This is a genomic window from Emticicia sp. W12TSBA100-4, from assembly GCF_040253585.1.
Lineage (GTDB): Bacteria > Bacteroidota > Bacteroidia > Cytophagales > Spirosomataceae > Emticicia.
The window spans coordinates 149,853-167,357 of sequence record NZ_JBELAU010000009.1 but is presented as its reverse complement, the minus strand read 5'-3'; the positions used below and the strand labels follow the sequence as shown (position 1 = coordinate 167,357).

Annotated in this window: 12 protein-coding genes; 5 read left to right on the top strand and 7 right to left on the bottom strand. The window is 39.0% G+C overall.

Annotation, left to right across the window (positions count from 1 at the left end):
- Positions 1–56 precede the first annotated feature (56 nt).
- The 4 genes from ABR854_RS14600 to ABR854_RS14585 form a co-directional block, all read right to left on the bottom strand.
- Positions 57–1,544: a gluconokinase gene (locus tag ABR854_RS14600; protein ID WP_350266151.1), complete on the bottom strand. Its 1,488-nt coding sequence runs from the start codon at positions 1,542–1,544 to the stop codon at positions 57–59.
- Between the two features lie 104 nt (positions 1,545–1,648).
- A complete protein-coding gene (gene gnd, locus ABR854_RS14595) occupies positions 1,649–2,551 on the bottom strand; it encodes a phosphogluconate dehydrogenase (NAD(+)-dependent, decarboxylating) (protein WP_350266150.1) in 903 nt (300 codons plus the stop codon).
- Between the two features lie 120 nt (positions 2,552–2,671).
- Entirely contained in the window at positions 2,672–4,195 is a 1,524-nt protein-coding gene (locus ABR854_RS14590; RefSeq protein WP_350266149.1) for a SusD/RagB family nutrient-binding outer membrane lipoprotein, read from the bottom strand.
- A gap of 204 nt (positions 4,196–4,399) precedes the next feature.
- The gene (locus ABR854_RS14585; RefSeq protein WP_350266148.1) at positions 4,400–7,555 is read right to left on the bottom strand and encodes a SusC/RagA family TonB-linked outer membrane protein; all 3,156 of its coding nucleotides are present in this window, start codon (positions 7,553–7,555) and stop codon (positions 4,400–4,402) included.
- A gap of 146 nt (positions 7,556–7,701) precedes the next feature.
- Between ABR854_RS14585 and ABR854_RS14580 the strand changes: the two genes are divergently transcribed.
- The 5 genes from ABR854_RS14580 to ABR854_RS14560 all read left to right on the top strand — a co-directional run bounded on the left by ABR854_RS14580 (position 7,702) and on the right by ABR854_RS14560 (position 12,845).
- Positions 7,702–8,580, top strand: coding sequence for a helix-turn-helix domain-containing protein (locus ABR854_RS14580; protein WP_350266147.1), 879 nt, complete (start codon positions 7,702–7,704; stop codon positions 8,578–8,580).
- An 85-nt stretch (positions 8,581–8,665) separates the two neighbouring features.
- Positions 8,666–10,192: a gluconokinase gene (locus tag ABR854_RS14575; protein WP_350266146.1), complete on the top strand. Its 1,527-nt coding sequence runs from the start codon at positions 8,666–8,668 to the stop codon at positions 10,190–10,192.
- 37 nt (positions 10,193–10,229) lie between these two features.
- Positions 10,230–11,501, top strand: a complete 1,272-nt coding sequence (locus ABR854_RS14570; RefSeq protein ID WP_350266145.1) for an acyltransferase family protein — start codon at positions 10,230–10,232, stop codon at positions 11,499–11,501.
- Between the two features lie 3 nt (positions 11,502–11,504).
- Positions 11,505–12,365: an alpha/beta fold hydrolase gene (locus ABR854_RS14565; RefSeq protein ID WP_350266144.1), complete on the top strand. Its 861-nt coding sequence runs from the start codon at positions 11,505–11,507 to the stop codon at positions 12,363–12,365.
- Between the two features lie 60 nt (positions 12,366–12,425).
- Positions 12,426–12,845 (top strand): nucleoside-diphosphate kinase, encoded by a 420-nt coding sequence (locus ABR854_RS14560; RefSeq protein ID WP_350266143.1) that lies wholly within the window; start codon positions 12,426–12,428, stop codon positions 12,843–12,845.
- Positions 12,846–12,918: 73 nt separating this feature from the next.
- Here the strand turns inward: ABR854_RS14560 and ABR854_RS14555 are convergent, their stop codons facing one another.
- The 3 genes from ABR854_RS14555 to ABR854_RS14545 all read right to left on the bottom strand — a co-directional run bounded on the left by ABR854_RS14555 (position 12,919) and on the right by ABR854_RS14545 (position 17,188).
- Positions 12,919–13,908, bottom strand: coding sequence for a Gfo/Idh/MocA family protein (locus ABR854_RS14555; protein WP_350266142.1), 990 nt, complete (start codon positions 13,906–13,908; stop codon positions 12,919–12,921).
- 45 nt (positions 13,909–13,953) lie between these two features.
- Positions 13,954–15,831 carry a T9SS type A sorting domain-containing protein gene (locus tag ABR854_RS14550; protein ID WP_350266141.1) on the bottom strand — a complete coding sequence of 626 codons (1,878 nt, stop codon included), beginning with the start codon at positions 15,829–15,831 and terminating at the stop codon, positions 13,954–13,956.
- A 124-nt stretch (positions 15,832–15,955) separates the two neighbouring features.
- Complete coding sequence (locus ABR854_RS14545; RefSeq protein WP_350266140.1) at positions 15,956–17,188, bottom strand: NADP-dependent isocitrate dehydrogenase; 1,233 nt, start codon at positions 17,186–17,188, stop codon at positions 15,956–15,958.
- Positions 17,189–17,505: the final 317 nt, after the last annotated feature.

Here is a 17,505-nt window from a genome sequence, read left to right as displayed (position 1 = left end):
TTATTTAATGAAATATAACATTGAATAGTCGCTCGGTGATTGGAATGAACCGAGTTTTAGAATTCGTCTTGGAGTTTTATGTACAAACGCTCAAATTTTTGGTGTAATTGCTTATAAAGTTCAGCTTTTGTTGTATCAGGCAAAAACACTTTTGAGGTGGTTTGGGCTGAAGTTTTTGCTTCCAAACCTAAGCCTTTTAATGCTAAAAGCACAGCTCCCCAAGCCGAACCTTCAACATTATCAGTGATGACGACTTTTTTCTGAAAAACATCAGCTACGAGCTGTAACCAAAAATCACTTTTGGCAAAACCTCCGCTGGCACAGATTTCGTCAACTGGAAATTTCTCCATCAATACTTTCCCGACCGAATAGAGATTCAAAATCAATCCTTCCATGACGGCACGGGTCAAGTGTGCTTGGGTGTGATTGATGCTTAGTCCGAAAAAAACACCTTTGGCATTGGCATTCCAAACGGGTGCTCTTTCGCCTAAAATATAGGGTAGAAACAATAAGTTTTCTGCTCCTGAGGGTGTTTTTTGAGCCTTTTCTATCAAGTCTTCGGTCGAATTGCTGGTTTGTAAGACTTGTTCTTTTAGCCATTGCATCACTACCGCACCATTATTTGTTGCTCCGCCAACAACGTGCTGAGTTGAGGTGAGTAAATAATTGAAAGTTCGCATTTGAGGGTCGGTGTAGTATTCGTCCACACAAATTCTGACAGCTCCGCTCGTACCCATTGTGAAGGCCAACTTATTTTTACCCATTGCTCCAGTACCAAGATTGGCCAGCGGGCCGTCGGCTCCACCGATGAAGAAATTAATTGATGTATCATCGCCGATTTCACCACCCCGTCCGACTTCGTCAGGCCACCCCTCCTTGAAAAAAGGAGGGGAAACTTTTACTCGCTTTATTTTCTGTCTTGAAAATGTCGTCGGGACTATTTTGGGTAGTTTTTCTTCTCCAATTCCAACCAAATCTAAAGCTTTTTTGTCCCAGCATAAATCTTGGATATTCATCATGCCAGTGGCTGAAGCGAGCGATTCATCTATTTCATATTCGCCAAAGATTTTGTGCCATACATATTCTTTGATGCCAATAAATTTATGGGCTTTTGCAAAAACTTCGGGTTCGTTTTCTTTCAACCACAAAATTTTACAGAGAAATGAAAAAGGATGAATAGGCGTACCCGTTCGGTGATAGATTTCTTTTCCCTCGCTGCTTGCTTTCAGCTTGCTTCCAATTTCAATGGCACGGTTATCTGCCCAAACGATTAGGTTTGTTAGAGGTTTACCGCTTTCATCAACCGCCATAATGCTGTGCATGGCCGATGACATACTCAGTGTTTCGAGTAAGGAGCGTTTATCCAAAAAAGCCAAGCATTGATTAACTGCCTCGTAGATTTCGTCGGGATTTTGCTCACTCCAATTGGGTTGATGGTGAAACATTTCGTAGGAAATGCTCTTTTGGGTCAGAACTTTGCCCGAAATATCAAAAACAACGGCTTTTGTACTGGTTGTGCCTATGTCAAGTCCTGTGAAGTACAATTGAAAAGAATTTTGAATGAGTGACACATAATTTTGAATGATAGAATGAGTGAATGATAGAATATTCTGTGAAATCTTTATTCTATCATTCAAAACTCTATCATTCACTCATTCTTTTCCACAGCGTGTCCGCCAAATTCATTTCTTAAAGCTGCCACAACTTTTCCTGAAAATGTATCGGTCTGTTGCGAGCGATAACGCATCATTAAAGAAAGTGCGATTACTGGCGTAGCAACGCCCATATCAAGAGCAGTTTCGAGAGTCCATTTGCCTTCGCCTGAAGAGTGCATAATTCCTTTGATGGCATCGAGTTTTGCATCTTTTCTAAAAGCATTTTCTGTCAATTCCATCAACCAACCACGCACTACTGAACCATTATTAAAAAGTTTGGCAACAGCTTCAAAATCAAGGTCGTAGTTCGATTTTTCAAATACTTCAAAACCTTCGGCAATGGCTTGCATCATACCGTATTCGATACCGTTATGCACCATTTTTACAAAGTGCCCGCTACCTGCTTCGCCAGTGTATAAATAACCGTTTTCGAGAGAAATGTCTTTGAAAACTTTCTCGACATACTCAAAAGTTGATTTATCGCCACCAATCATGGTGCAAGCTCCGTTCAATGCTCCGCTTGTACCGCCACTTGTGCCACAATCGAGAAACTCGATTTGTTTGGCTTTTAGGGCGTTGTATCTTCTTACGGAATCTTTAAAATTTGAATTTCCGCCATCAATAACAATATCTTTTGGCTTCAAATATTCGCTTAATTCTTCGATAACACCATCAACAATTTCGCCCGATGGCACCATCAACCAAATTACTTTACGTCCTTTGAGTTTGCTGCATAAACTTTCTAACGAATATGCACCCAAAATGCCGCCTTCTTCTCCGATTTTATCAACCGATGCTTCATTTACATCATGAGCAACTACTTCATAATTGTTGTTTCTGAGATTTAGAGCCAAATTATAACCCATTTTACCGAGTCCTACGAGTCCGATTTGCATAATTTCTTCTAAAATTTATATATATTTTGATTAGTGCCATAAAAATACGAAACCCTACCAACAAATTCGGATAATTGAATAATTTCTCCTGATTTATTGATAGGGTTCTTGAAAAATGGCTTATTTATCCCACCAAACTTTGGTGTCTAAGTCATCGGCTCCTTGACGGCCGATGGCTTCTTTTACATTGACACTATTAACCGAAATTTCGGAGTTTGGATAGGTTAGGCGACGAATAAATGTGCCTTTAATTCCCTTCCCTGGAAATGGATTTGGTGTAAGTATAGGGAAACCACTTCGGCGGAAATTAGCAAATGCCTCTGGACCATTTAAGAAAGAAGCTATCCAATATTGTGTATTGATTTGCTCTAATGCGGTGGCAGTGTTAAATGGATTTTCTGTCAAATATGCTGTAATTGCAGTGGGAGCAACAGCTGCGTTTGCATCATAACTGGCCAATTGTTCCATGTGGAGTCTAACACCTTTGTTGAAATATGCTTCTGCCGTTGAGCCTGTTACCCAGCCTCTCTGGGCAGCTTCTGCCAGCAAAAGTTGCGTTTGAGCAGCCGTTACCAAGAAATTTGGAGCAGTGTTTTTTGCCATACGAGTTCTATCTACTTGCGTAAAATCATAGAAGCTCGCCAATTTATTCTTTGCAACTTCGGCTGAGATTGTACTATTATCAAAACCAAAAGGCATTCCTATTTGTACGGCTGGTTCAGAGCTTGCCCTTGATGCTACTTGCTCTGGACCTGATTTAGCTCCAACGTATCGAACCGCAATTGATTTCAGACGAGGGTCGTTTGTTTTCTTTAAGTAATCAACAAATGGAGCTGCCATATAAATATTAGCGGCTTCGGTTGAATTCAGCATATTACCTACGGCATTCACATAATTGGCATCGTGGCGAACCATTGCATTTTCGGTGTTAAGTTCCATTACGCCTGCTGCTACGGCTTTGCCTACAACTGATTGTGCTTGAGCGGCATCTACTTTGCTCAGACGCATACCCGCACGAAGCAAAAGAGAATTAGCAAACTTTTTCCATAAAGCGATGTTTCCGCCATACAAAACATCAGCGGCCTCTACGGTTTTTGCAGCATCTAAAGCTGTTGAAGCTTCGGTCAATTCTTTAATTATTGCAGCATAAATGGCCTGTTGAGTATCATACTTTGGCAATACAATTTGCTGCGTATAGCCTTTGGCTGCATCTGCGTAAGGAATATCTCCGTAAGAGTCAGTAGTTACCATATAAGCGTAGGCTTGTAAGATACGAGCCATGTTGTAGAGGTTTGAACGTGCAGGCAAATCTTTTGTTTGGTCGATTACGTCTTGCGTGTTTCTGATAACCGTACGGTAATATTTTTGCCAGTTCTGAACCGTATTATCACGGCTATCTTGATTAAAGTTTGCTCCCGTTAAAACCCCAGAGTTAGGCGATACCATTTGTTGTACGATGCCTTCTTCATAAATGACTGTACCTGGAGCATACGTGCAATTGATGGTCGCATTATTCAGTATAAAAACTGGGTTTACAGATGTTGCGGCTGTTTTATTGATATTCAGTTCGTCGAAACCTTTATCGCAGCTTGTTAGCCCCCAAAACGGAATAGATAACAATAAAGCTTTTACTATATTTTTCATTTCAAATTCATTTTTAAATTGATTACTTAGACTTCTGAGGCTTATGAAACTGTTTTAGTTAATATTGTTAAGTTCAAAATGACAAATTTTCGTCAATACTGCGTTGTTAAAAATCTAATTTTGCTCTGCAAAACTTCGATTTTAACGCCTTGTTTTGCCAAAAATTGGCCTATTTTGATTCATAAAACTTAACTTAAACAGTTTCTAAAACTTCACATTCAAATTAAAGCCCATGCTTCGGGTTGTTGGTAAACCGTGCGACTCCATACCAACAAGGTTATCAGAAGAATAACCAAACGATTCAGGGTCGATATTATCTACCCATTTTTTGAGTAATAATACGTTATTGGCCACTATGCTAAGTTTTGCTCCTTTGATGACAGAATTTTTAGGCAAAAACTTCGTGAAGTCATAGCCAGCCGTAATCTGACGCAATTTCCAGAAACCTCCGTTGTAAACAACTGGTTCGATGAGGGCCAATGAACGAACTACCGACCAGTAATCTTGTACGTTTGCTTTTACTGTATTTGGCTCGCCTTTTTCGTTTACACCAACACCAATAACGCCACCAGTATCACGACCAACAAGGGTATTTTTGTGTAAACCATGACGATAAAGGTTAAAGTTTGAACCCGATAACATCATGTTTCCTAATTTGAAATCAATCAATGCTGAGAGTGTAATACCTTTATAATTGAAAGCGTTATTGATACCACCTACCCATTTTGGTAAAGCACTGCCATACGAAATCAAGTCGGTTGTGCGAAGTGGAATACCATTTGCACCAAAAATCTGTTGGCCATTGGCATCACGACGATACCCGAAACCATAAATCTGACCCATTTCTTGACCAACTACTTGGCGAAGTTCTCCGTTGAAAACGTGTGTTCCAACCGTAATTCTTTCGCCAGGGGTATCTGTCAATAAGCTGAGTACTTTTGTTTTATTGTAAGACCCATTTAAAGTAATATCCCATTGGAAGTCAGAGGTTTTCACAGGAACTAAGCTCAATAATGCCTCGGCACCATTGGTACGGCTACGTCCGCTATTGATGAGGGTATTAGTAAAGCCCGAAGCATCAGAGATTTGTGCCGAAACGATTTGGTCGGTTGTAATTTTTTGGTAAACCGCAAAATCTAAACCTACTCGATTATTAAATAATTTCAATTCGATACCCGCTTCTTTTTCTGAGGCACGCATCGGACGAAGGTTTGCGTTTGGAAGTGTATTTCCTGACGAACCTCCAACTGGCTGCATTGCTCCTGCTGGATTACTCAACAAGTTTGAGTTGATACCATAGAATAGATTGTTAGAATAAGGCGAAACGTCAGTATCGCTACCAACCTCGGCATAAGCAACTCTCAATTTACCGAAATTCAACCAACTTGGTATATTATTGAATGATTGCGAGAAAACATAACTTCCCGAAACCGATGGATATAAAATGCTACGATTCTCGGGCGAAAGTGTCGAAAACCAGTCGTTTCTTGCGGTTACGTTTACGAATAAGAAGTTTTTGTATGAAAATTCACTCGAACCATAGATTGAGTTTACGGCTCTTTCAGATAAACCATAAATTGGGTCTTTTACACGGCCGTTCATAACTGTATATAAACCTCTCACAACAAAATCCTGAACAGCAGTAGAGTTCAAATCCGAACGACGATACATTTGATTTCCACCAAGATTGACATCAACACCAAAATCTCCGAAAGTTTTTGAAGCAGCAATCAAGATGTCGGCATTGGTTTCTCTAAATCTTCTCGATTCTTGTGTAAATGCACCATTCACAAAACCCGCAGGTGCGGCAGCCAACGAAGCTGTACCCGTTGCGAAGTTATTGAACTCTTGGTCACGTGACCAAAAATCTTGTCCGACACGACCTTGAATATATAGCCAATCAGTAAGATTATACTTTACCGAAACATTACCAAAGATTCTATCTCTACGAATATTCTGAAATTGCTCCGATAGCGTAAAATACGGGTTCGTACGATTCATGAATCTTGAATAGATGTATTCATTTCCTGTGGCATTAAATTTCTTTTCTTCCAACAAACTCAAAGGCATTGAGTTAGCCATATTTGATAGGGCAGTCGGAATCGAGTTATCTTGATTAGCAACGTTTGGTGGGTTTCTATTAAACTCGTTTGAGTAGTTGATATTTCCTGCAAAACTCAGCTTCTTCGATAAATTATATGAAAAACCTAAATTGAGGGTTTTTCTGTTGAAAGTATTATTAGGTACAATACCTTTATTATCCATATTTGAAAAAGAGAGATTCATGCCACCTTTTTCGCCCGAACTTGACAATGAAATAGTATTAGTGAAGTTTTGTCCGTTGCGGTAAAACTTACGAATACGATTATATTGTGGCTCGTAAGGAACACTCACACCATCAAATAATACTTGAGTCATACCAGGTTGAAACTTCTCGCCAAACGACCATTGACCCGAAGTTGGGTTGGCTGCTGTTGGACGGACTCCATTTTCGCCTTGACCATATTCATATTGATAATCAGTAAAATCTAAAGGAGTTTCATTCGTAAAGTTGGTGTTAAACGTTACGCCAAGACCTTTGTTATCGCCTCTTGATTTTGTTGTAATCATAATTACACCATCTTTTGCACGAGAACCATAGAGTGCTGCCGCAGTAGCCCCTTTCAGTACAGTCATGCTTTCTACATCATCAGGGTTGATAGATGATAAACCATCGCCACCATCTGATGTATTTCCACCACCTCTCACGCCGATTGAATTATCAGCACCTGCATTACCAGGGTTTGTTCCAAAGTTAGTATTATCAATCGGCACACCATTGACAACAATTAAAGGGTTATTTTGTCCAGAAATTGATGATTGACCTCTGATTCTGATTTTTGAGGTTCCAGCAGGGCCTGTTCCTAAGCCCGAGATATTCACACCCGCAATTTTTCCCGTTAGGGCATTCATCAAATTAGGCGTGCGATTTTCGGTCAATTGGTCTCTTCCTACGGTTGAGGTAGCATAACCTAATTTTTTGGCCTCTTTCTTGATACCCAAAGCAGTTACGACCACCTCATCGAGACGTTGAGCATCTTCATCCAGCGAAACATTAATTACTGATTGGTTTCCGATTTTAATTTCTTGAGTTTTGTAGCCAATAAAGCTAAAAACAAGCGTAGCGTTAGACGGAGCATTGACACTAAATGAACCATCGGCACTGGTATTTGTACCAGTGTTTGTGCCTTTTACTTGCACCGAAACACCAGGTAATGACACGCCTTCTTTAGAAGATGTGACCTTTCCCGATATTTTTTGTGCATACAAAACTGCTGATGTACACATCAACAGCATAAATAATAGTAGTGTTTTTTTCATGAGTTAAACGATAAGTTTATTTATTAGTAGCAAATTTCTGAAAGGTTTTCGGTATAAACTTCTAAATAAATTCAGCGGTGAATTTTGTAACGATTGCGTGAAATATTTGTAATATTTTTATGTGATTTTTAATAGTAAATAATTAGATGTCTCAGTTTTCTTTTCATAAGGGCAAATCGACAGAGCTTTTGGCTTTTCCTCACCTTATTGAGTTTTTTCTAAAAAAGACTCAGCAGGTGCTGCCAAGTTCGTTGCCTTTAAGAGAAAATCATGGGTTGAGAATTATTTATGTTTTGGAGGGAAAGTTAGACTGGGTAATTGATAATCAGCAGATTACGGCTTTTCCAAACGATGCTGTTTTGGTTTTCCCTAAACAAAAATTTGGGGGGGCAAAAGAAATGTGGGATGTTGGAGTGGTTATTTCAATTAGTATTAGTCCTCGTTTTTTTTCGGAAGAAGGTGAGTTAATCTTAGGAGATTGGAGCGGTATTTCCGAAATCGAACAAAAGCTTATTGGCAAACTTTTCTCGCTCAATAAAAAACCTGTCTTGCAAAATTTTAAACCATTAGGAGAAATTTTACAAAAAATTAAAAACGAAATAACAATCAACGAATTAGGCTTTAAAACTCGCATAAATCACTTATTGGATGAACTTTTGATTAGTATAGCTCGTCAAATGAGCAAGCAAGATAACCAACGAAGAGATTTTTCGCAGACTTTCCAAAAACTCGACCATGTTTTGCGTGAAAACCTCGCTCATCCGTGGACGGTGGAAGAAATGGCAGTCATTGTAGGTTTAGGAACAACAGCTTTTACCGAAAAAGTAAAATCATATTCGGGTTTTTCACCACTCAACTACTTGATAAATTTAAGAATTTCGGAAGCTATTCGCTTGCTAAAATCATCAACAAATAGTTTGACAGACATCGCTCTCGACACAGGGTTTTATTCGTCCCAGCATTTTTCAACAACATTTAAGAAACTAACAGGCTATACACCAGGGCATTATAGAAAAAATGAGTGAAGCGGTACGCCGCCCGTTTTGAATGAGTGAATGATAGAATTTAAAAGCTATTCACTCATTCAACATTCATTCACTAATTGAGTATATGGAAACTATCATAACAATCGACATCGAAACAACTGCGGTACGAGTTATCGCTTTTGACCTAAAAGGCAAGCAAGTAGCTGCTCGAAAAGGTACATATCCGACTTTTCATACAAAACCAGATTATAGTGAGCAAGACCCCGAACAAGTTTTTATTACGGTGCTTTTTGTACTAAAAGGCTTGCTCAACGACCCACTTTTTATAAAAAAAAATAAAGTACTTACTATTGTTTTTAGTTCATCAATGCATAGTGTTTTGCCTGTTGATAAAAACGGTGTTCCGTTAGGCAATGCTATTATTTGGGCTGATAATCGGGCAAGTAAGGTTGCAACTGAACTAAAAAACTCGGCTTTAGGTATAGAAATTTATCGGGCAACGGGTACGCCTATTCATCCGATGTCGCCGTTGGCAAAAATAACTTGGATAAAAAACCACGACCCCGAACGATTTGCAAAAACAAGTAAATTTATTTCGTTGAAAGAATATATTTTGCACCAATTCACGGGCGATTATTTGATTGATTATAGCTTGGCATCAGCAACGGGTCTTTTTAATATCCATGATTTAAAATGGGAACAAAAATCACTTGATTTTGCTGGAATTTCGAGTGAACACCTTTCAAAACCAACTTCAATTTTTAATGCTGACCTAAAACTTCGGCCTGCTTTGGCAAAATCATTGCGACTTTCGGATAAAACCAAGATAATTGTGGGCAGCAGTGATGGTTGTTTTGCAACGCTTGGTTCGGGTGTACTTGGCGAAGGACAGGCAACAATCTCGATAACTTCGAGTGGTGCGGTGAGGGTTGCAGGAAATGAGGTTTTGCAAGATGAAAAACAACGCTTCTTTAATTATATACTTGATAAAGGACGTTATATTTCGGGCGGACCAACTAATAATGGTGGTGTAGCTTTTGAGTGGTATGCTCGCCAATTCGGCAATTTCAATAATGGTCTTGACTTTGAAGATAGCCTCAGCGATTTGTTTAAAGATGCAGCTCAAGTGTCGGCAGGAGCAAACGGGCTGCTTTTTTTGCCTTATTTACTGGGCGAAAGAGCTCCACTTTGGAACGCCAATGCTCGTGGGGTTTATTTTGGCATAAATATTACGCATGAGCAACCACATTTTGTGCGAGCAACAATCGAAGGGATTTTGTTTGAGATTTATAGCATCGGAAAAATGCTTCAAACCTATCGCAAAATTGACAATTTGTATGTCAACGGAACTTATGCGACCTTGCCTCTTTGGTCGCAAATTATTTCGGATATGTTTGGAAAACAGGTCAATATCAACGACAACCATGATAGTGCCAATGTGGGGGCAGCGATGTTGGCTTTGACAGAAATGGGTATTTTTAGTTCGCTCGAAGAAGCTGCTAAAACTATTCAATCGTCTAAAATCTATCAACCAAATCAAGTAAATCATCAAAAATACCAAAAGTTTTATACGATTTTTGAAAGATTAAGCTACAAACTCACCGAAGAATTTGATTTGATTGCTGAATTACAACAAAATCAAGGGGATTGATTATCTTTCGGGAAAAATCAACAAACCCTAAGCATTAATGAAAGAACGCCTGACCTCAATTGACGTTTTTAGAGGCATGACAATCATGCTCATGACGATTGTAAATAATCCAGGCGACTGGGGGCATATTTACGCTCCACTCGAACACGCCGAATGGCATGGCTGCACACCAACTGATTTAGTTTTTCCGTTTTTTCTATTTATTGTAGGAATCTCTACGGTGCTTTCTATGCCTGTGAAAAAGTTTGATAAATCGGTTTTAGAAAGAATCATTACTCGTGCATTAAGAATATTTCTCTTAGGCTTATCGCTCAATTTTTTCTCAAAAATCCATCTTGGCTCTCTCGAAGGTATTCCTTTGATGCTTGTTCGCTTGGTTTTTACGGCTATCATAACGGTTTTATTACTCGGTGAATATGATCGAAAAAAGCAACTATACGTGGCTGTTGGACTATTTGCTTTGATGATGATTTTGTGTTTTAGAGGTTTTGAAGACTTCGCTTCGGTTAGAATTCCTGGGGTTTTGCAGCGAATAGCGGTTGTTTATCTGATCGTCTCGATTATTTATGCCACAACTAATACAACCGTGCAAATTATCATTGGTTTAGTGTGTTTGCTGGGCTATTGGGCTTTGATGGCTCTCGTTGATGTGCCAAATGTAGGAGCGGCTAATTTTGATAAAGGTACAAATCTTGCTGCTTGGCTTGACAATTATCTACTGTCGGGGCATCTTTGGGCAACTTCAAAAACTTGGGACCCAGAAGGTATTTTAAGTACATTGCCTGCTATTGGAACGGGTTTGGCGGGTGTTTTTACAGGAAAATTGCTCACAAATGATTTTCCAAAAAACAAAAAAGCGGTTTATCTGCTTTCGGCAGGTGTAATTGCTGTAATGATTGGCTTACTTTGGAATGATGTTTTTCCGATAAACAAAGCCTTGTGGACGAGTTCGTACGTATGTTATGCAGCAGGAATTGCCTTGATGGTTCTCGGAGCGTTGTATTTTGTGATTGATGTACTTGGTGTCGATGCTTGGACAAAGCCTTTTGTGATTTTTGGTGTGAATCCGATGTTAGTTTTTTTCTTTTCGGGAATAATTCCACGAGTTTTGAATATGATAAAAATTGCTCAGCCCGAAAATCTTGAAAACCCTACTGCTGGTTTAGTTTCTTGGCTTTATAGTCATTGGATTGAGCCATTTTTTACCGAACCCAAAAACGCTTCTTTGGCGGGGGCTTTGACTTATTTGGTGATTTGGTTCGTTATTTTGGTTTTGTTTGATAGAAAGAAGATGATATTTAAGGTTTAACAAATGCTCAAAAAAACAACTAAACGCCTATTAATCAGTTACTTGTTAATTTTAGCTGTGGCACAATTATTTTCGGGTTGTATGACTTTTCGGTTGAGTAAGGCAGATATTGATGAACAGTTTAAAAATACTACTTTCAGGCCAACTGAGCATCGAATCAAAGTTTTGGGTAGGGAAATCAATTATGCTGAAATCGGAAAAGACTCGCTACCAGTTGTGTTTTTTGTGCATGGTTCTCCCGGTTCATGGAGTGCGTTTAGTGGTTTTATGAGAGATGAAGATTTGCTAAAGAAAGTAAAAATGGTATCGGTAGATAGGGCTGGATTTGGTTATTCTGATTTGGGAAACGGTGAAAAATCTTTGGAGAAGCAAGCTGCTTATTTAAAGCCAATTGTCGAAAAATATAAGCAAAAAGACAAAAAACTCATTCTCGTTGGTCATTCGCTCGGCGGCCCAATGCTTGCTCGTATGGCCATTGATTACCCCGAATTGATTGATAACCTGATTTTTGTAGCACCCTCTATTGACCCTACGCTTGAGCCTGCTCGTTGGTATCGTTATATTTTAGATTCGGTTTTTATTCGCTACATCATTCCTCGCTCATTTCGGGCGTCAAATTTGGAGATTTTATATTTGAAAGAGGATTTAGAAGCTATGCTTCCTTTTTGGAAAAATATCCATCAGCCCACGATTGTGATTCAAGGTAAAAAAGATGTTTTAGTGCACCCAGATAATGCAAAATTTGCCCAGAAGATGCTCATTAATGCCCGAAGTGTACAAATATGGCTCAAAGACGATATGAATCATTTTGTGCCGTGGTCAAATCCAGAATTGATAAAAGAGGCAATTTTGAAGTCTTTATAAAGACATTCCCACAAAAAATAAGTAATTTTGTAAAAAGTATTAAACAAAATATTATTACACATGGCAACAAACAGAACATTCACGATGATTAAGCCACACGCAGTGGAAGCAAATAATATCGGTGGAATTACGGCAATGATTGAAGCGGCAGGCTTCAGAATCGTAGCAATGAAAAAAACACAATTATCGGCAGCACAAGCAGGTAAATTCTATGAAGTACATAAAGAAAGACCTTTTTATGGCGAATTATGCGAAATGATGTCTTCTGGCCCAATCGTTCCGATGATTTTGGAGAAAGAAAACGCAGTAGCCGATTTCCGTACTTTGATTGGTGCAACAAATCCAGCGAATGCCGAAGAAGGAACAATTCGTAAAAAATATGCAATATCAATGGGCGAAAATGCCATTCACGGTTCAGATTCTGACGAAAATGCGGCTATCGAAGGTTCGTTTTTCTTTGGAGCTATTGAGCAGTATTGATTTTAGACGACAGTCAATAGACGACGGGCGACAGTTTTTTCTATCGACCGTTGTCTGTTGACTATCGACTATTTTAATCTATTCCTTCATAAATAATTCCTGCTTTTTGTCTAACCTCATCTAAGAGGCTTATCAGTTTAACGCTCATCGAAAGTGGCATTTTTTCACTTTCTTTTTTTCCTTCTCTCACACACTGACTTACTTCTTCAATCTCGAAATTATAACCAAAAGTTTTTCGTGGAAAATTGAATTTAACTGGCTTTTTATCGGTCTCAAAAAGCGTAATTCGCTTCGCCTCCATAAATCGACCTTCGATATGAATATAGCCATTTTCGCCGTAAATCAAGGCTTCTGTGAGCGTACGTGACTTGAGTGTGCAACTCAAATTGGCCGTTGCTTCGTTTTTATAACCTAATACAAAACTTGTGGTTTCGTCGATTCCAGTTTCTCCGAAATTACTAACCGCTTGTATTTCAGAAGGATAGCCTAATAAAAGCAAACTCAAATATGCAGGATAAATACCAATATCAAGCAAAGCCCCACCACCCAAATTAGGATTTAGTAAACGTTTTTCAGGCAAAAAAGGAGCATTGAAACCAAAGTCAGCTTGTACATTTCGTACTTTTCCAATACGTCCTTCGGCAATTAAATCTAAAGTTTTCTGAATGGCAGGAATAAACCGTGTCCACATGGCTTCCATCAAAAATGTATCGTTTTCACGAGCCGCTTCCACCATTTTCTGCACTTGCTTTAAGTTCATGGCAAAAGGTTTTTCGCACAAAACAGGTACTTTATGTTTTAAGCACAAAAGTGTGTTCTCGGCATGTGAAGTGTGCGGTGTGGCGATGTAAATAGCTTCTAAATCAGGCGTTTGAAAGATGCTCTCGTAAGAATCGTAGAAATAGGGGGCATCGTAGCGTTCGGCAAAATCTTTGGCTCGTTCGAGCGAGGATGAAGACGCAACGGCATGAAGTTGGGCGTTTTTTACAGATTTCAAGTCTGTGGCAAATTTTTCGGCAATTTTACCTACACCAATAATTCCCCACTTGATATTTTTTTTCATCTTAAATCAGTTTCTTTTGAGAAGCTAAATTAAGCAAAAAACGTTTTATCGGATAATTATTTTTTCGGTGAGTTTGGTTTTGCCCATCTCCAAAACGAGAAAGTATAAACCAGCATTTATGGAGTTTGGTAATAAGACCTGCGTTTTTTGATTGTCAAGCACAATGCTTTCGATAGGAACTGGCAAACCGATGATGTTTAGTAATTGAATTTGAAAGATTGGTTGGTCAAAAGTTTCAATTAAGAAATTATTATCATCAACTGGATTTGGGAAAATAGTAACTATTCGTTCCGAAATATTGGGTTCTGAACTAAGAATAGAAACCGTTACAGTGAGTGTTTTGTAGATAAATTCTTTTCCCGCCGCATCATAGAACTTCAAACGGTAATAGTTTTTGCCCAAAAATGGCTTTTGGTCGGTATAAGAATATGATTTTTTAGTTGTAGAATTGATTGAAGCAACAATTTGACTCATAACATTAAACTTGATACCGTCAATGCTTCGCTCAACTACAAAGTTTTTAGATTGTACTTCGGTTGAGGTTTCCCAGGCAACTTTTACATATTGTTCGGGCGTAATACTCGCTCCGTAGGTCTTTATATCTACTGGCAATTGGTTTCCAATTTTTACTGCCCAAAAATCTGTTCCTCCTTTGTTTTCGGTCACATCTCCATCAACCGAGTCGGAATTTCCTGCAATAATAAAACCACCATCGGTTGTTGGAAAAGCTCCACGAGCAATGTCTGAATCTGCTCCACCAAACATTGTGTGGCTGCTTATCACACCCGAATTTTCGATGTTTACTAACCAAATATCGCCCACAGGCCCGTTGGGTTTTACTTTTCCGATAACCGAACTGCTCATTCCCATCGCAAAGAGTTTGCCTGTGCTTGCTTTTTTTATGGTGTAAAGTCCATCAATATCGTCTCCGCCAGTCAAAACTTTCCAAAGTAATCGCCCTTCGGTGGCTGAGTATTTTACTAAAACGCCATCTTTTTGACCCAAATTTGGGATCATGTCGCCATTGGTCGAATTGGTTTCTCCTACAATTATATAGGCATTATCGGAGGTTTCTATGGCCGAATACGCCATGTCCAGATTTGTTCCGCCCAAAGCCCTTAGCCATAAAAGTTGGCCATTGGCATCGGCTTTCATAATGCAAAAGTCAATAAAACCTTTCCCTGCACCTGATATTTCGAGATTTGAACCTTCTGTTCCACCCACCATCAAAAATCCACCATCAGCACAAGCAATGACTTCGTTCATAGAATCGTTTGAGGCACTTCCGTAAGTTCTTGTCCACTGAATATCGCCAGTTGAGTTGAGTTTCGACAGCCAAAAATCGGTTGTATTTATAGGATTAATTGTCGCTCCGAGGATATATCCGCCATCGGCAGTGGGTTTGATTGTAGGTTTAGCATTTGCATCGGCTCTGGCAAAGGAAATTTCGCCTACGCTATATCCGCTGGCTATTACCTTTCGCCATTCTATTGAGCCATCAGTTTTTAGTTTTAGAAGAATCAAGCCACCACGAGAACCATTTCCTGCGGCTTCTCCATCGGTTGAGGAAGTTGTCGCAACGAGTAAAATACCATTATCTTTAGTTTCCAAAACATCGGTTGCGACATCATCTCTTGTACCACCAAAAGTTTTTGTCCATTCAACTTCACCCCAATTATTAAGTTTTACTACCCAAATATCGCTTCCTCCAGCACCGCTAAATGCTTTTGAGGCAGGTACATCGCCGTCTCTATTATTATTTGTCGAACCTACGATTACATAGCCGCCATCGGTGGTTGATGTACTGGCGTAGGCATATTCATTGTTTTTACCACCCAAACTTTTTTGCCAATGAATGGCCAAGTTTTGGGAAAATGACAGTGTTTGGAAAGCCGAAAATATAAATACCAGTAAAAACCTCATTATGACCTTTGTTGCGGAAGATTAATTTTCAGAAAAATGCAACAAACTTCGTACCATAACCACAAAAAATAATGCCCCAACCGTTACAGTCGAGGCATCTGGGTTTTTATAGAGGGGTTTATTATTACTTTGCAGCTAACTTAACCTGTAAATTTTGGTCAATAGCATCTAAGAATTCTTCTGTATAAAGATAGTGATCTCCGTGTTTCACTTTGTTTCCGTGAATACAAACCGCTAAATCTTTAGTCATTTTACCTGACTCAACCGTTTCAACACAAACTTGCTCTAAAGCTTGGCAGAAATCAATTAATTCTTGATTGCCATCTAATTTACCACGGAACTCTAAACCACGAGTCCAAGCAAAGATAGATGCAATTGGGTTTGTTGAAGTTGGTTTTCCAGCTTGGTGGTCACGGTAGTGACGAGTTACTGTTCCGTGAGCAGCCTCAGCTTCCATTGTTTGGCCATCTGGTGTAACGAGTACCGATGTCATCAAACCCAATGAACCAAAACCTTGTGCTACTGAGTCAGACTGAACGTCTCCATCATAGTTTTTACAAGCCCAAACGAACGAACCGTTCCATTTCAAGGCAGAAGCAACCATGTCGTCAATCAAACGGTGTTCGTAAACGATTCCCGCTTCTTCAAACTTAGCTTTGTAATCTGCTTGATAGATTTCTTCAAAAATATCTTTGAAACGACCATCGTATTTCTTCAAAATTGTATTTTTTGTAGAAAGATAAAGTGGCCATTTTTTGTTTAATGCTACATTGAAACACGAGTGTGCAAATCCACGGATTGATTCATCTGTATTGTACATACCCATTGCTACGCCACCACCTTTGTAGTTGTAGATTTCGTATTCTTGTATAGTTCCATCTTCTGCTTCAAACTTCATTGTTAGTTTACCTTTTCCTTTCACAACGAAATCAGTTGCACGGTATTGGTCACCAAAAGCGTGACGGCCAACAATGATTGGGGAAGTCCAGTTTGAAACCAAACGAGGAACATTTTGACAAACAATTGGCTCACGGAAAACAGTACCATCCAAGATATTACGGATAGTTCCATTTGGTGATTTCCACATTTGTTTCAAGTTAAATTCTTTTACACGAGCTTCGTCAGGTGTGATAGTTGCACATTTGATACCAACGCCATATTCTTTGATAGCATTTGCCGAATCAATCGTTACTTGGTCGTTAGTTTCATCACGATACTCAATTCCGAGGTCATAGTACTTGATATCAACATCAAGGTAAGGAAGAATTAATTTTTCTTTAATAAATCGCCAAATGATACGAGTCATTTCGTCGCCATCTAACTCAACTACTGGATTTGCTACTTTAATTTTTGCCATTTTTCCAAATGCTCCTTACCCCAAATAGGAGACTGAGTTTATATTAATTTCATTGTCTTGGGGCGATTATAAAGAATAATAAAGTAGTCCATCGTCAATAGTCCATCGTCAATAGTTTGGTTCTCTTCAAAATCTTGACGTACTTTCTTTTTGACATCTAAAACGCCTTTTTATTCCTTAATTGACAAGAATAATTTTTTACTGCCACAAAGGTAATTGATTTACATAAATATTCTAAGATTTGGGCGAACAAAAAAAGAGCCTCCAAATGGAAGCTCTTTTCTGACTTAAACCAAAGAAAATTATGAAAATTAATA

Bases quoted from the DNA above. Each gene is read 5' to 3' on its own strand.
- ABR854_RS14570 (WP_350266145.1), top strand. From the start codon at position 10,230: ATGAAAGAACGCCTGACCTCAATTGACGTTTTTAGAGGCATGACAATC.
- gnd (WP_350266150.1), bottom strand. From the start codon at position 2,551: ATGCAAATCGGACTCGTAGGACTCGGTAAAATGGGTTATAATTTGGCT.
- ABR854_RS14580 (WP_350266147.1), top strand. From the start codon at position 7,702: ATGTCTCAGTTTTCTTTTCATAAGGGCAAATCGACAGAGCTTTTGGCT.
- ABR854_RS14585 (WP_350266148.1), bottom strand. From the start codon at position 7,555: ATGAAAAAAACACTACTATTATTTATGCTGTTGATGTGTACATCAGCA.
- ABR854_RS14565 (WP_350266144.1), top strand. From the start codon at position 11,505: ATGCTCAAAAAAACAACTAAACGCCTATTAATCAGTTACTTGTTAATT.
- ABR854_RS14590 (WP_350266149.1), bottom strand. From the start codon at position 4,195: ATGAAAAATATAGTAAAAGCTTTATTGTTATCTATTCCGTTTTGGGGG.
- ABR854_RS14550 (WP_350266141.1), bottom strand. From the start codon at position 15,831: ATGAGGTTTTTACTGGTATTTATATTTTCGGCTTTCCAAACACTGTCA.
- ABR854_RS14575 (WP_350266146.1), top strand. From the start codon at position 8,666: ATGGAAACTATCATAACAATCGACATCGAAACAACTGCGGTACGAGTT.
- ABR854_RS14555 (WP_350266142.1), bottom strand. From the start codon at position 13,908: ATGAAAAAAAATATCAAGTGGGGAATTATTGGTGTAGGTAAAATTGCC.
- ABR854_RS14545 (WP_350266140.1), bottom strand. From the start codon at position 17,188: ATGGCAAAAATTAAAGTAGCAAATCCAGTAGTTGAGTTAGATGGCGAC.
- ABR854_RS14560 (WP_350266143.1), top strand. From the start codon at position 12,426: ATGGCAACAAACAGAACATTCACGATGATTAAGCCACACGCAGTGGAA.